Here is a 14,311-nt window from a genome sequence, read left to right on the forward strand (position 1 = left end):
TAGTTAGATTATGTGTGCACAAACAACAAGAGGCCCTCAGCACGGTTCGCTACGTGCGACTGGAGACCATTGAATTGAGTTATGCTAGCCAAACAACCGGGCCCAAAAGCCCTTCTTCTTTGGTTTTGAAACCTGCCCGTGTTCAATCGCCGACGGCACCCGTGGCGTCTCTGCGACGTCATAGGTTTCGTGGACGGTCACCCCGGCTGGCAACGCCATGTGAGGGTTGTTGATCCCCAACCAGTGGTAAAAGGCGCCGGCCTTAATTTCGACAAACTTCCCGGTTTTACCGTTGATCCCGTCGACGCAAATTTCGATTGGTAAGGAGTTGCGGTACTCTTCGACGGCGTCTTGGGTAAAGCCGTTAAAGGAGTTGAGCTTGGAGATATCAAAGAGCAGGCTGTCGTTTTCCTTGCGGTAGACAAAGTCGCTCTCTTGGGTTAAGTACAGCTTAGCCCAACGATTGCGTGAGCTCTCGCGGAAGTCATCGAAAATCCCGTCGTTGAAGTAGTCCGGCAGCGGTTGGTCGACCATTTGGTAGTACTCCTTGAAGATCCGCCGCGGCATGGCCAAGAAGTCGAGCAGGCCGGTTTCCTTATTGTAGGTCCGCCACGGGGTTTGGTCGTCTTCTAAGAGGTTGGCCATCCGGACGACAAAGTCCTTGAAGAGGGTGTTGTTTAAGATCTTGCGGACGTTGTAAATGTACTTGGTGGCCTCCGATTTTTGCTGGTCGTCAATCACCTTATCCAGTTGCAGGTAGTAGGTCCGCCGGGCGGTTTCTCTGGCCATCGAAAAGCCCCCGTTGTAGTTAGTGGTCCCGATCAATGGTGCGATCGGCTTGGGGCTGTTAACCAACTGGTTCATCGTGTCGACGACCAAGTGGCGGCTGTACTGCGGTTGCTGGAAGAAGTAGGGTTCAATTTCATCAATTAGGACTGGGTAACTGGAGCCCGTCTTCATGTACAATTCTAGGGCCTGGACCGTCTTGGCCTTGCGCTGCGGGGTATCGGTGTCGTAAATGGTGCCGAAGTCAATCATCGAGTTGGCGGTGTTCCAGGTCAGCTGGTTAATGATCCGTAAGAGAGTCGACTTCCCTGCCCCGGCCGTCGCCCCTAGGATCAAGAAGTTAGGCACGTCATTACCGTCCTCGGGGTTCAAACTAGCCTTGGTGCGGATTTCCCATAAAAACGGCGCCGCAAAGCCGTAGAGGATTGCCTCAAAGAACCGGCGCCCGTATTCCGGGGTGTAATCGACCACGAACTTGGCATAGCCCTGGATCACGGCGTCAATTTGGTGCAACCCCTCCCGAATTTCAGAAACGGTTGCCAGCTTCCCAAACGGCAAGGGGTAGGTGCCGGTGTCGTTGGGGGTGTAGAGGCCAGTGGTGTTACGGGCAATGTTGCGTTCCAGGGGCCGGTCGTACAAGAAGGTGGTGTACTTTTTTTCGACCGCTAAGTCCTCGGGGGTCACCGCCTGTTCGAAGGCTTCCACCACCCGTTTGTTGATCTGGGCCCGTTCCCGTAGCTTCGGGTGGGCTGCCCGCGGTGAAACGGCCTCTTTTTCCAACTTCAGGATCATTTCACGCTGTTCAATCGCCCGCTCGGCCTCGTCCTTTTCGGTGGCGTAATTGACCGTTACGTTACGCAAGCCCAGCGGCAGTTCCGGGTCGACCAGTTCCTTGTCAAGCTGACGTTGCACGTCGTTGACTAAGAGGTTGGTCAACTCCACCTGGGCGATCCGGTCGGTCTCTTCGTTAGAGAGGATCACCACCTGGCTAGCGTCGGCATCCTTGTCCTTTTTCAGGGCCTTGAGTTGCTTTTCGGCGGCGTTGAGTAGTTCATTAGTGAAGTAGGGCTGCATCACCGGTAGCATGTCAACCTTAAAGTGGTTATTCAAGCTTTCGTAAAGCGGGTGGTTGTCAAAGATGAGGGCCTCTTCAAAGCGGTTGTGGGCCGGGTCAAAGGAATCTTCGGTCAAGTTAACCGACCCCAACACTACCCGGGTTTGCTCGGTAGTCGGGTTACTGAGCAGGTAAAAGCGGGAGTGGACCGCTTGGGTTGGCGAAATGTCCAGCTTTAACAGCCCGGACACGGCGTTTAACTGCATTTGGCTGGTTAAAGCATGAAAAAGCTTGGCCGCTTCCTTGTTGGCGGCGTTTAACATCGCCGTTGCCAGGGCGTCTTTAGTGATCGTTTCGGTGGCGGTGTACCCGGTCGCCGTCTGGCGGGCGCCCAGTCCGATTTCGACCTTTACAAAATCGGACAAGTAGGTGTTGATAAAGTCAGGCGTCACCGCTCCGGTCATGGCGATCAGCTGGGAATACTTTTCCGGATCAAAAATCTCTTTAATCCCCAGTTCAGCCGGTTGCCCATCGTGGAGAACGTGGATCTTGTGCAGGTCCCGTGGTTGGGGGGTCGTCTTGGTGCTTGTCATCGAATAAACCTTCTTTGTTGTAAATTATGATTCGTTAAGGGGGGCGCCGTAATTCTCATAATTACTCCTTGCCACCCCCTCCCCTCGTTGCTAAACGATTGATAAATCATTGATGATTTGGTGTCGCTTCCAAGGGCGGACCGACAAACATCGTGGTTTGCCTTAGTCACATGATAATTTTATCTTACCACAAGACTCCCCCGCTCGCCCGGTGGGATCGTGATTTCCTCATTTTTTCGTCTCAAGCAGGGCGCCGGACCGTTAACCACGTCAGCTTGAAAACGATTTCGTGATATACTAATTACAAAACTAATCGTTAGCTTGAAAACGATTTCGTGATATACTAATTACAAAACTAATCGTTTGCTTTAAGAAAGGAGACCACTATGACCATTAAAAATGTAACCATCGCCGGGGCCGGCACCTTAGGGAGCCAAATTGCCTACCAATCCGCCCTCAAGGGAATGCGGGTCACCGTTTGGAACCGCCACGTTGAGAGCGCCGAAACTCGTTTGCACGCCTTAAAGGATGCTTACCACCGTGACCTCAAGCTTTCCGAGGCCGATTTTAATGCCGGCCTGGCCAACATTGTCGCGGTCACGACCGACCTAAGAGAAGCCGTTGAAGACGCCGATTTAGTCATCGAAGCGGTGCCGGAAGCCATGGAAGTCAAGGAAGCCTTCTACGAGGAACTCAAGGCCGTAGTCCCTGATAAGACGATCGTGGCCAGCAACTCTTCGACCTTCATGCCTAGTCAATTGGTGAAGTTCTTTGGTGACCCGCGCCGCTTCTTGCACATCCACTTTGCTAACGAAATTTGGAAGTACAACGTCGCCGAAATCGTCGGTAACCCGGACACCAAGCCGGAACTGGTGGAGGAGGTAATTGACTTTGCTAAGGCCATCGGAATGGTGCCGATCCACCTTTACAAAGAGCAACCCGGCTACGTGCTCAACTCACTTCTGATTCCGTTTCTCGATGCCGCAATGGCGTTGTGGGTCAACGGCATCGCTAGCCCCCACGAAATTGATAAGGACTGGATGATTTCCACCGGCTCCCCGTCCGGCCCGTTCATTATCTTGGACACGGTGGGCTTACGGACCGCTTACCAAATCTCTTTAAACAAGCACCAAGCCACCGGTGATGAAATGGCCAAGCAAGTCGCCGACAAGCTCAAGGAAATGATCGATGCTGGCCACTACGGCAGGGAGGCCGGCCAGGGCTTTTACCACTACCCGGACGCCGAGTTTCTCGCCCCGGGCTTTTTGAAGTAGGCAACGTAAACTAAGCAAAAATAGCTGAGGATCACGTTAACTAAGCAAAAAGACCACTTTCTCCCCTGACGGTTGAAAGTGGTCTTTTTGCTTAGTTAGTAGCGGTGGCCTTCCCGGTGGCGTAATTGATCGTAATGTTATTTTGAACGTTCGGAACAAAGACGTTGAACTGGAGGCTCCCGTCCTTTGACTTGGCCTCAATGTGGGCGCCGGACGGAACTAGGTTATTACCGTCATAAATGTCGGTTACCCGGTAGCGGACTTGCTTACCCCGGTCGAGGGCCTTGCGAACTAGGCCTTCGTAGTAGTTTTGCCCGGTTGAATCGGTTGACCGGGCTTCGTTAGCCCAAGCGGTTTGGGTGGCGATGTTTTTCGGGTTGGACTCCGAAGCGTTGAAACCGGAGAGCCCCCCGACCAAGGCGTAGCCGAGTAGGTGCCCCCGGTCATAAGCGTGGGTCGGGCCGTTCTTTAAGTTGGTCAGTTGCATAAAGCCGACCGGTTTCCAACTAGTGGCGCCGTTCCCGGTTTCGGAACGATTCTTGTATTGGCGCGTCGTTTTGTTTAACCAGGCATCGCCCTGCCAAGCACGTCCCTGGCTGTCGAGCCGGTCAACGGCGTAGGGCGCGTTGTTGATCTTGGCGTTGAGCTTGGTCTTATTGTTGTTGATAATGAAGGCCCCATCGCCATTCCAAGTGATCGAACTCCCCAGTTGTTGCTTAACGTTGGCGGTTAAAACCGCCTCGGCCTTTTGCTTGCTCGGGGTGACCATCGTGCTCGAGCCGCTGGTTGACGACGAGCGCGACCGGTAGCTTAGGTTTTCCACCAGGGAGTTGACCTTGGCAACCAGGGTTTGGGCACTCGGTGAACTAGTGGTGGTCGTAGAAGATGCCTTGCCCGGGATACCCGAGGCAAGGGCGAAGAGGATGACGAAGGCAATTAACCAGCGCCAGCCCTGCTTCTTGTTACGTCGGCGTTTCATGATTTTCCTCCTCGTAGGTGTTGGGTTGTCTCACCCCCATTATACCCGTTGGAACGCCTGTTCGCTACTTAATTCTAAAACTGCAGGTGCTCGTTTAAAAAGGCCTCCTTTACGCAGTCACCAAGGAGCTTAGTCCCCTCCTCGACCGCTGCTTTAGCCATTTGGTCGTTGACTTGGGTTAAAAAGGCGGGCAGGTCTGCTTCTCCCGCCGCCTTCGCATCGGCGGCCACTTGTAATTGACGGCCCAGCGCCGTTACCGTTTGCTCGTAGGCCTCAACCTTAGGGGCCAAAGCCCGGTAGTGGTGGTCGCCAATCGCCGCCAGGGTGTGGGCTAGCCAGTATGCCTTGGTCGGGTCGTACTGACCGCTCGTGTCCCGGTAGGCACTCGGGGTGTCGGTAACGTTGGCATAGAAGGGAACCAGGGCGTTAAAGGTGTTGGGACCAAAGGCCAGCCAATGGACCGCCGCCACTTCCGGCGCCACTCCCGCCCGGATTTCTAAGACGTGTAGTTCTAGGTTCCGGTTCAAGGCGATTGAACGGACCTGGCCCCCCTTCTCACCACCATAGGGGTCATACGGGGTACCTTGGTAATGTGATGACATGGCCTGTTTGATGTCTTCAACCGCCAACCGGTGCTTGGGGTGGCAGATAAAGGGTAGGTCCATTTGGGTTGGGTCCGCCCCTGTTTCCACCCCGAATAGCTTCTGAACGTACCACGCCCGCGGGTTATTATAGCGCATGTCCCGGTAAGTGCGGGAACCACAAATTTGCCGTAGGTTATAGCCATCATCGGCTGGGTTTAAGTCGTGTTGGTCAATCCAGTCCTTGAGGTCGGGGCTAGCCAAGGTGGTCGCACTCTCAAAGTCAAAGTCGGTGATGTTAAACCGGTTCGGTGCGATTACAAAGGCGTCGTCGGGGATCCGGACCGCTGCCCAGCGGTGACCGCCAATCGTTTCTAAAAACCAGACCTCGTCTTGGTCGGCAAAGGCAATCCCGTTGGCTTCGTAGGTCCCGTATTGTTCTAACAACTGACCCAGTCGCTCTACCCCTTCGCGTGCCGATTGAACGTACGGGAGGACCAGGGTCACGAAGTCCTCTTCACCAATCCCGCTTTCCTGGTTAAAGGGGTCGAGCCCTAAGATACGCGAGTTGGTGGTCGATGATTCGGTCGCCGTCATTGCCACGTTGGCCTGATTGATTCCCCCCGCCGCAAAGACACCGGCGCTACTATCGACGTCAGGAGTGGACGTGTAGCGTAACGGGTTTTCCGGTAAATCACAGATGAAGTCGGTGGTCTTAGAAGCGTAGTGGCGGGGTTGGTCCTGGGGTAAAATTACCCGAAAGGACTGGGGGTTAAAGGCGTTACCGTAATCTTCTTGACGGGCGATTAACAGGGCGTGATCGAGACTGGCGTCTTTACCAACCAAAATTGTGGTGCAGGGCATTAGAATTCCTCCTTTTTGGTGCGGCGTAGCATTTCTTGCATCATATCAAAGAGTTGACCGATCTTTCGGTCCGCTAAGATGCGGGCGTCTTCGCGACGGGAATTCTTCAAGTATTGACCGGCCCGCTGGGAATCGCCAAGGATTTGCCGGTAATTAGGAATAATCTGGGCGGTGTTGATCTCCATTTCGCGATCAAAGTCGTGCTCCTCAAGTGAGTTAATGAAGCTAGCGAAGCGGTCGTTGGCCACCTGCTCTTCTTGCAGGGCTTCATAGAAATCGTAGTAGTTGAGCATCGCCAAAAAGCAAAGGCGGAAATAACTACGGGTTTCCTCGTCCATTGGCGGCAGCGTTAAAAAGAGGCTGGTGTAGCTAGCGCCGGCTAAGAACCGCTCAATGTAATCGGCGTAATCGCGACGTTCCCGGTTGGTTAAATACCCACTCTCTTCTTCGCCCCAGTAATCGTCAAAGGCAATCACGGCGGCCACTAAAAAGTCGTCGACGGCCATTCGCCACTCCGGCCGGCTATCCCCGCTCTCTAAAAAGGCAAAGGCCCGGTTGCCAAAGGACTCGGCGTTTGGCCAGAGGGCGATGGCGTCCGTAAAGTACTTGATCGCTAAGTGGAGATGCCCATCAACGACGGCCTCCTCCCCCTGTCGGTTGTAGCGCATGGCAAGTGTTTGATTGTAGCTAGCCATTTCAAGGCCCCCTTCATTGGAATTATTATGGTTCATTTTACTCTCTTTACCAAGGAAGCACCAAATTTCGGTTTAAAGCTAATTCCATGGAATAAAAAAGGATGGGGAAAGCGTAACTTTCCCACATCCTTGAATTTAATAACGGCATTGCTCCTTTATTCAGCCTGAGCTTGCTTACGTTTGTGCACCGTACTGAAGTAGATTGCCGTCATCAGTGCTAAGAAGATGACCCCTACGGCAACGGAAACCCGCGTATCTGGGTTAAAGAACATAAAGATCAAGATCAACAGTAAGGCGATTAAGGAGAAGTAGTTGTAAGCCGGGAAGAGCGGCATCTTAAACGGGTGCTCCCTCAAGGCTTCCGGGTGTTGCTTGCGGAAGTTTAATTCCGACATCAAGATGACAAACCACGGTACCATCCCCGGTAAAACGGAGGAGGAGTACACGATCACGAAAAGGTTTTGCGTCTTGGCAGATACGGCGGAGAGGATAAAGTTAACGATGAAGCCAACGGAGATCCAACCGGAAATCGTCAGGATCGCCACGTTTGGCACCACCCGCTTGGACAGCTTGGAGAAGACCTTGGAAACTTCCCCGTCAACCGAGAGCTTAAACAACATCCGTGAAGCCGAGTAGATCCCGGAGTTGGCCCCGGAAAGGGCGGCCGTTAAGACGACGAAGTTGATGATCCCAGCGGCTCCGGTGATCCCAACCTTAGTAAAGGTTTCCACGAACGGTGAGCCAACCGAGCTCAATTGGTTCCACGGGTAGATCGAAACGATCACGAAGATGGCCCCAATGTAGAAGATCAGGATCCGCCAGATAACGGACTTGACGGACTTAACAATCGCGTACTTTGGTGAAGAGGATTCACCAGCCGTAATCCCCAACAATTCGATCCCTTGGTAGGACCCGGCGATCACGGACAGGGAGAACATGAAGCCCATCCACCCGCCGGTGAAGAAGCCGCCGTGGCTCCACAAGTTAGAGATCCCAACTGGGTGCCAGTGGTTCCCGAACCCCAGCACAATCACCATTAACCCTAAGATGATCATGACGATGATCGTGACCACCTTAATCATGGCAAACCAGAATTCCAGGCGCCCGTAGGCCTTGGCACTGGCCAGGTTGGCCGCCGTTAAGATGGCGACCATCACGATTCCCGACACCCAGTCTGGCAGGTTGGGCCACCAGTAATTTAGGTACTGCGACATTGCGATGATGTCGGAGATCCCAACGATAATAAACTGGAAGACGTTGCTCCACTTCACCAGGTAACCAACCACCGGGTGAATGTACTTCGACCCGTAGTCGGCAAACGACCCGGTCCCCGGCGTCAGGTAAACCATTTCCCCAAGGGCCCGCATGACCCCGTACAGAACCATTCCGACAAAGGCGTAGGCTAATAGGACCGAGGGCCCGGTCCACTTAATCGTTGACGTGGCCCCCATAAATAGCCCCGAGCCAATCGTTCCCCCGATGGCAATCATTTCCATCTGACCCGGCGTCATCGACCGCTCTAGTTCAGGTTTTTTATCCATTCCGCATTCCTCATTTCCAGGTAAAAATAAACCAGGCCCGCTCATTAAACACCGAAAGGATGTTGGTGGTTGAGCGGACCTGGTATTTTTGACTGCTAATTAGACCATGTCAAAATCCCTCAACCAACAAGCGTTGTTGTTGTGGTTGAGGTGGAGCTAGTAACGATAACGTTGGATAATTGCTTAATCATGTTGGCTCCTCCTTGCAGGTCTTTAATATGTTTATTAGATTACCATTAGAACTAAGCGATTGCAAGCTAATCATGTGAATTTCTTAAACTTTTTGGCTCACCCAACTCCGTTTAAGGGCGCTACCAACCATTGCAAATAAACCTAGCCCGGCGATGGTCAGGCCCGTTCCCTGATTACCAGTTTGGGGGAGTTGGCGTTGGGGGGTGTTGGTGGACGAAGCACCGCCCCTTTTTAAGGCTTGGTGATCCCCACTCCGTTCGTCAGCGGGGGCGCTTGATGAGCTTGCCGCCTTTTTACCCAGGATGTTGGCGAGTACTTGGTCAACGGTCCCTGCGTTCACCGGGCGCCCTTCCTTTGTCGAATTCGTTGCCGCCCCACTGGAACTAGCAGCACTTTCGGTTGCTGACGAGCTTGCGACCACCGGTGACGAGGAAGTGGCCGCACTTGTAACGGATGCTTCGGTAGACCTACTACCACTCGGTTGGCTAACGGCGGCTGTGTTTGACGAAGGTGCCTGCTCATCACTGGCGGCCGACGAAGAAACCGAACTCCCTGCCACCTGACTAGCCGAACTATCACTTGCCAACGCCGCTTCATTCTCGCTGGTCCCACTTGAAGTCGCGGCGCTGGTAGGTTCCTGTTCTGGCTGATTGGCTTGCGGTTGCATCGGGGCGGCACTCGCCACGGTAACGGCGCTCGCCTTTGATACCGCGGTGCTTGGCGTCGTCTCCTCCTCACCCTTAGTAACCTCGCTGACTGAACTAGTAGTACTAGTTGAAAAAGCCGGAGCACTAGTGGGGGCAGAACTGGCTGACGAGCTTGGCGTTGACGCACTACTTGGTGTTGCCACCCGTGAACTTAATTGGGGCGCCGGACTGTTAACCACCCCTTTGGACACCTCCGACTCCGGTTTAACGGCCTGCACCGCTATGGCTGGCGATTTACTGGCTGGCGCCAGGGGTTCCCTAGTGGTGATGGTGGTGGCAGTGGTTAAGAGGCAGCCGCTAGTGAGGGCCAGCCCCAGTGCTTGGAATTTAAATGACATGGTTTGTTCCTCCCGTAGTTGGTCTCACTAACTAAGTACGGGAAAAGGGGAGGAAATGACGAAAAAAAGAGAGTGCGATCTAACCTATCAAGCAGGCCGTGGGCTAAGGATAGAACGGGGGTTGATGCGGTACGCATCGTTCTCCGGTCAGACTTAGCCACTAGGCCTGTGGTTGGAGAGCACGTTATTAGAAGTGCGACCAACCTCCAATTCGGGTCGTATGGCTAAGCTAGGGAGGAGTACGTTATCTGTCTAACATTCGTGAATACAACAAGAGGCCCAGAGAAACAGCTTTCTCCAGACCTCTTTCAATATTTTATAAACTTGAGTGCAAGACCCGTTCAATGTCGTCAACGATTTGTTCAGGGGTCAAGTGGTACCACTCGTACATGACGTCAAGCGGTACGTTATCGGCAAATTCACGCTGGGAACCAAAGTTGAGCACCTTCATGTTGGTTGGTCCGTAGTAGCGCGAAATCGTTTCGCCAAAACCGCCGGCAACCATCCCGTCCTCCAAGGTGACCACCAGATCGTGATCTTCTTGCAAGTAGTGGAGGTCTTGTTGGTCGATGTTGGTGACCGCCTTCGGGTTGATCAGGGTGGCATCGATGTTGAGCTTGCTCTTGAGTTGGGCAAGGACCTCTTCACCTAGTTCCCAGAAGCCCCCCACGGCCATGATCGCTACTTCGCTCCCCTGGTGGGCGATTTCGTAATCGATCGTGTCGTAGTTATCCTGGGTGGCCGGCCGGTGGAGCAGCTTTTGCTCTGGTTGGCGGATGATGACCGGGTTTTCGGCCTGGGTCAGTGCCCAGTCAAGCATTGAGATTAGCTCTTCCACGCTGGTTGGGGCTAGGTAATCAACGTTTGGCAGGCTCGACAGGTAAGCAATGTCAAAGGAGCCTTGGTGGGTGGCGGAGTTTTCCTTAATGGACCCGTTGCGAACGATCATCACGACCGGTTCCCCGTTGAGGGCCATATCGTGGATTAACTGGTCGTACGCCCGTTGTAAGAAGGTCGAGTTTTCAAACAGTACCGGTCGGATCCCGGCTTGGGCCATCGCTACGGCCGAAGAAACTGACATTTGTTCGGCGATTCCCACGTCAAAGTAGCGGTCCGGGTACTTCTTTTCGAAGCGCTTGAGGTCAAAGGCTCCCGGGATAGCGGCGTTAATGGCCGCAATTGGGGTACCGGCTTCAATTAAACGTTCTAATTCATCAATAATGGCGCCGGAGTAGGTTTCCTTTGGGGCTGGTTGAAGGTCTGCACCCGTCTTTGGATTGAAGGGGCTGCGCCAGTGATAGCGCATTTTTTCCTCTTCCGCCGGCTTAAAGCCCTTTCCCTTCAGGGTATGGACGTGTAAAACAACTGGGTGGTCAACGTCTTTGACACCCCGAAAGGCTTCGATCATGGTGGCTAAGTCATTACCGTCTTCTACGTAGCGGTAATCAAGGCCCATAAAGGTGAAGATGTTGTTCGCTGCTTGACCATTTGATGCGCGCAGTTCCTTGAGCCCTTGGTAAAGCCCCCCTTGGTTTTCGTCGATCGACATTTCGTTATCGTTAACGACGATGATCAAGTTTCCCTTAACCTTGGTGGCGTTGTTCAGTCCCTCAAAGGCTAACCCACCGGATAAGGAGCCATCCCCGATCACGGCAATTACGTCGTCTTTGGACTGCGGGTCTTGCAAGTCGCGAGCTTCGGCCTCACCCACTGCCAAGGCAATGGAAGTGGAGGTGTGACCAACTTCAAACAGGTCGTGATCGCTTTCCTCAGGGCTTGTGTACCCGGTGACGTCTTCGTAGTGGTCCGGATCTAAAAAGCCCAGCTTACGTCCGGTCAGCATCTTGTGGGCGTAGCTTTGGTGGGAGACGTCCCAAATCACCTTGTCGTGTGGAGAATCAAAGACGTAGTGGAGGGCAATCGTCAGCTCCATGGTGCCCAGGTTTAGACCGACGTGACCGCCAATCTTTTCGTCGCGTTCCAAGACGAGGGTCCGCATTTCCGTTGCCAACTGTTGAAGCTGTTGGAGGGTCATCCCCTTGATGTCTTCGGGTTCGTTGACTTCGTTTAACAGGTAATCTGGATGCAGGTTCATGTTATTAAACACCCCTTAATTTGATATGCGTCGATAATTTACATTCATTATTTTACACCATTTTACCAACCACCGGGGATAATTTAGCCCGATCGTTTGACGCTCCCCGGCAGAATCAGTACCATGGTAAACATAAAGAAATGTTTAAGGACGTCCCCTATGCAAACTGATACCAACCAAGCGGTGGCTAAGTTATCCCCCTTGTTACCCCTCACACCGGAACAAGAACAACTCCTCCACCAAATTCTTAACTTTACCAACCAGCACCTGACCGGGACGGCTCCGGCCGTTTTTACCATTTACGGTGAGGCCGGTACCGGTAAAAGCGTGGTCTTATCCCACCTCTTTAATGAGCTCCAGGTAAGGACGCGTAATGATCAAACCAGCCCCCTCTTTAAGACCACCAATTACTTTTTGGTTAATCACCCGGAGGTTTTAAAGGTTTATAAGGAAATTGCAGGCGACCAGGCCGCCCTACTCAAGAAGAACTTCATGCGGCCCACCTCGTTTATCAACCAGCTGGATAAGCAGCACCAAACTGTCGACGTGGTGGTCGTTGACGAGGCCCATCTCCTCTTGTCCAAGCCCGATCACTACAATAACTTCTACCACGAAAACCAGTTAGCAGAAATCATTAAGCGGGCCCGGGTGGTAATCTTAGTCTTTGACCCCTACCAGGTATTGCGAATGAAGAGCTTTTGGACTAGGGACCGTTTGGAACAGATCACTCACCGCTATCCTCACCAAGAAGTTACCTTAACCCACCAGTTTCGGATGAGCGCCTCAACCAGTCTCTTGCAGTGGATGAACGACTTCACCGACGGCGTTATTAACCCCTTGCCCGCCGATGCCCGCGACCACTACGACTTCCGGGTCTTTACAGACGCTGAGAAAATGCGCCAACAGGTCTTTAAACGGGACGCGGCGGTCGGCCTCTCCCGGATTCTGTCAACCTCGGGGTACCCCTCCACTTTAGATGGGGGTAAGCACTACATCCAAGAGGGACGCTTCAAGATGCCCTGGGACCAGTACAATTACACCGCCACGCCTTGGGCAGAAATCCCCAGCACCATCAATGAAGTGGGGTCGATCTACACTTGCCAAGGCTTTGATCTTAATTACGCCGGGATCATCATCGGGCCGGTGATTGCCCAAGTTCCCGGTACTAACCGCCTCCAGGTCAACTTGGACCGCTTCACCGACAGTGAGGCCTTCAAGCGTCGGGACGACCTTACCGACCCAGCAGAGGTTAAGCACTACCAGGAACGTCTGATCCTAAACGCGTTAAACGTCATCCTAAAGCGAGGCGTCCGCGGCACCTACCTGTACGCCCACGACCCCCTGCTCAACCACACCCTGGCCACCATCTACGCCAGCAACTTAGAAAGAAAATAGTTCATGGAAAACCACCGTTTAAATAAGTACTGGCTAATTGGGCCGGGCGTGATCGCCATCATCCTCTTGGTGTTGGCCCTCGTGCACGACTTCATGCCTGAAATTCGCCTCCTAATGGACCTGACCCCCTCTCACCGGGCCGAGCTCTTAACCATGATTCGCAGCAACGGTATTCGCGACCTGATCTTCATGTTACTCCTAGTGGGGGTAATGAACGCGATTCCGGGCCTCTCCAACGCCGTTATTTGCGTTTTTGTCGGTCTCTGTTACGGCCCGTGGATCGGTCTCTTGGTTAACTGGGCGGGGAATATTTTGGGCAATTGTGCCGTCGCCGCCCTGTTATCGCACGTCAAACTCTCCCATAAATTTAAGCAAAACAAGATTTTGGACAGCTTAACCCACTACCGCCATCCCGCCCTAGGGTTGACAGTGGGGTACATGGTCCCCATCATCCCGTCGGTGCTAGTTAACTACGCCTGCGCGACGATGAAAATCCCCCGTAAGAACTTCATCCTGATGGTGGCCGTGGGGATGTTCCCAACTTCGGCCCTCTACGCCTTTGGGGGCGACGCCTTGTTTAAGGGAAACTACACCCGCTTACTCGTCATCGTTGTTTTAATCGTCATCATCTTACTTTTAACCCGCTTTGTTCACCAACGGCGGGTAGAAGCAGCTACAAAATAGAATCACCAGCAAATATTAAGGGGCCGAGAGACACGCCATTCTCTCAGCCCCTTATTATGTTTTCACTCTAAACTAATCTTAGGTTGTTCATCCTATTGATCAACCACGGTTCGCTCCGGAAACCAAATCTCGATTTCCCGCTTCGCATTGGCCGGGTTGTCAGAGGTATGAACGACGTTGCGCAAGTTACCGTCCGGCCATTCGCGGCCAAAGTCGCCCCGGATAGTCCCCCAGGCCGCCTCAACGGGATTGGTGGCCCCTGCCATCCGGTGAATGGCCTTGACCACGTTGGTCCCCGCCACGATGATGCCCACGATTGGCCCCTCGGTCATGTAAGACATTAACCCAGCAAAGTAGGGCTCGTTGACCTTATCGGCGTAATGTTGGCGTAACTTGTTTTCGGTAGGCTCAATCATCTTTAAGTCAATAATCTGGTAGCCCTTGCGTTCAATTCTAGTGATCACTTCGCCCACGTGGCGGTTTTTGACACCGTCCGGCTTAACTAATACTAGGGTCCATTCTTCTGCCATCGT

11 protein-coding genes are annotated in these 14,311 nt (G+C 53.2%); 3 read left to right on the forward strand and 8 right to left on the reverse strand.

Annotation, left to right across the window (positions count from 1 at the left end):
• Window positions 1–84: 84 nt before the first annotated feature.
• On the reverse strand, window positions 85–2,433 hold the full coding sequence (locus tag FG166_RS05365; protein ID WP_003682968.1) for a phospholipase D-like domain-containing protein: 2,349 nt from the start codon (window positions 2,431–2,433) through the stop codon (window positions 85–87).
• A 386-nt stretch (window positions 2,434–2,819) separates the two neighbouring features.
• On the opposite strand from FG166_RS05365, the gene FG166_RS05370 reads away from it, so the two are divergent.
• Window positions 2,820–3,707: a 3-hydroxyacyl-CoA dehydrogenase gene (locus FG166_RS05370; RefSeq protein ID WP_003682966.1), complete on the forward strand. Its 888-nt coding sequence runs from the start codon at window positions 2,820–2,822 to the stop codon at window positions 3,705–3,707.
• A 91-nt stretch (window positions 3,708–3,798) separates the two neighbouring features.
• On the opposite strand, the gene FG166_RS05375 is transcribed toward FG166_RS05370, so the two are convergent.
• The 6 genes from FG166_RS05375 to FG166_RS05400 form a co-directional block, all read right to left on the reverse strand.
• Window positions 3,799–4,686 (reverse strand): DNA/RNA non-specific endonuclease, encoded by an 888-nt coding sequence (locus tag FG166_RS05375; protein WP_003682964.1) that lies wholly within the window; start codon window positions 4,684–4,686, stop codon window positions 3,799–3,801.
• 74 nt (window positions 4,687–4,760) lie between these two features.
• Window positions 4,761–6,131, reverse strand: a complete 1,371-nt coding sequence (locus tag FG166_RS05380) for a C69 family dipeptidase (RefSeq protein WP_003682962.1) — start codon at window positions 6,129–6,131, stop codon at window positions 4,761–4,763.
• A complete protein-coding gene (locus FG166_RS05385; RefSeq protein ID WP_014562428.1) occupies window positions 6,131–6,826 on the reverse strand; it encodes a hypothetical protein in 696 nt (231 codons plus the stop codon). The genes FG166_RS05380 and FG166_RS05385 overlap by 1 nt, the downstream gene beginning before the upstream one ends.
• A gap of 155 nt (window positions 6,827–6,981) precedes the next feature.
• On the reverse strand, window positions 6,982–8,367 hold the full coding sequence (locus tag FG166_RS05390; RefSeq protein ID WP_003682958.1) for an amino acid permease: 1,386 nt from the start codon (window positions 8,365–8,367) through the stop codon (window positions 6,982–6,984).
• Window positions 8,368–8,641: 274 nt separating this feature from the next.
• On the reverse strand, window positions 8,642–9,604 hold the full coding sequence (locus tag FG166_RS05395) for an LPXTG cell wall anchor domain-containing protein (RefSeq protein ID WP_003682956.1): 963 nt from the start codon (window positions 9,602–9,604) through the stop codon (window positions 8,642–8,644).
• A 316-nt stretch (window positions 9,605–9,920) separates the two neighbouring features.
• Complete coding sequence (locus FG166_RS05400; protein ID WP_003682954.1) at window positions 9,921–11,699, reverse strand: 1-deoxy-D-xylulose-5-phosphate synthase; 1,779 nt, start codon at window positions 11,697–11,699, stop codon at window positions 9,921–9,923.
• A gap of 159 nt (window positions 11,700–11,858) precedes the next feature.
• Between FG166_RS05400 and FG166_RS05405 the strand changes: the two genes are divergently transcribed.
• Both FG166_RS05405 and FG166_RS05410 read left to right on the forward strand, forming a co-directional pair.
• Window positions 11,859–13,094, forward strand: a complete 1,236-nt coding sequence (locus tag FG166_RS05405; RefSeq protein WP_003682953.1) for a DUF2075 domain-containing protein — start codon at window positions 11,859–11,861, stop codon at window positions 13,092–13,094.
• Between the two features lie 3 nt (window positions 13,095–13,097).
• On the forward strand, window positions 13,098–13,778 hold the full coding sequence (locus FG166_RS05410; protein WP_003682951.1) for a TVP38/TMEM64 family protein: 681 nt from the start codon (window positions 13,098–13,100) through the stop codon (window positions 13,776–13,778).
• Window positions 13,779–13,870: 92 nt separating this feature from the next.
• Here FG166_RS05410 and ndk read toward each other — a convergent pair whose 3' ends face one another.
• A complete protein-coding gene (gene ndk / locus FG166_RS05415) occupies window positions 13,871–14,308 on the reverse strand; it encodes a nucleoside-diphosphate kinase (protein ID WP_014562434.1) in 438 nt (145 codons plus the stop codon).
• Window positions 14,309–14,311: the final 3 nt, after the last annotated feature.

Origin of the sequence: Limosilactobacillus fermentum (genome assembly GCF_013394085.1) — a bacterium.
Taxonomy (GTDB): domain Bacteria; phylum Bacillota; class Bacilli; order Lactobacillales; family Lactobacillaceae; genus Limosilactobacillus; species Limosilactobacillus fermentum.

What these genes read in the sequence shown, in the direction of transcription:
- FG166_RS05365 (WP_003682968.1), bottom strand. Translation starts at nt 2,433, where the DNA reads ATGACAAGCACCAAGACGACCCCCCAACCACGGGACCTGCACAAGATC.
- FG166_RS05370 (WP_003682966.1), top strand. Translation starts at nt 2,820, where the DNA reads ATGACCATTAAAAATGTAACCATCGCCGGGGCCGGCACCTTAGGGAGC.
- FG166_RS05375 (WP_003682964.1), bottom strand. Translation starts at nt 4,686, where the DNA reads ATGAAACGCCGACGTAACAAGAAGCAGGGCTGGCGCTGGTTAATTGCC.
- FG166_RS05380 (WP_003682962.1), bottom strand. Translation starts at nt 6,131, where the DNA reads ATGCCCTGCACCACAATTTTGGTTGGTAAAGACGCCAGTCTCGATCAC.
- FG166_RS05385 (WP_014562428.1), bottom strand. Translation starts at nt 6,826, where the DNA reads ATGGCTAGCTACAATCAAACACTTGCCATGCGCTACAACCGACAGGGG.
- FG166_RS05390 (WP_003682958.1), bottom strand. Translation starts at nt 8,367, where the DNA reads ATGGATAAAAAACCTGAACTAGAGCGGTCGATGACGCCGGGTCAGATG.
- FG166_RS05395 (WP_003682956.1), bottom strand. Translation starts at nt 9,604, where the DNA reads ATGTCATTTAAATTCCAAGCACTGGGGCTGGCCCTCACTAGCGGCTGC.
- FG166_RS05400 (WP_003682954.1), bottom strand. Translation starts at nt 11,699, where the DNA reads ATGAACCTGCATCCAGATTACCTGTTAAACGAAGTCAACGAACCCGAA.
- FG166_RS05405 (WP_003682953.1), top strand. Translation starts at nt 11,859, where the DNA reads ATGCAAACTGATACCAACCAAGCGGTGGCTAAGTTATCCCCCTTGTTA.
- FG166_RS05410 (WP_003682951.1), top strand. Translation starts at nt 13,098, where the DNA reads ATGGAAAACCACCGTTTAAATAAGTACTGGCTAATTGGGCCGGGCGTG.
- ndk (WP_014562434.1), bottom strand. Translation starts at nt 14,308, where the DNA reads ATGGCAGAAGAATGGACCCTAGTATTAGTTAAGCCGGACGGTGTCAAA.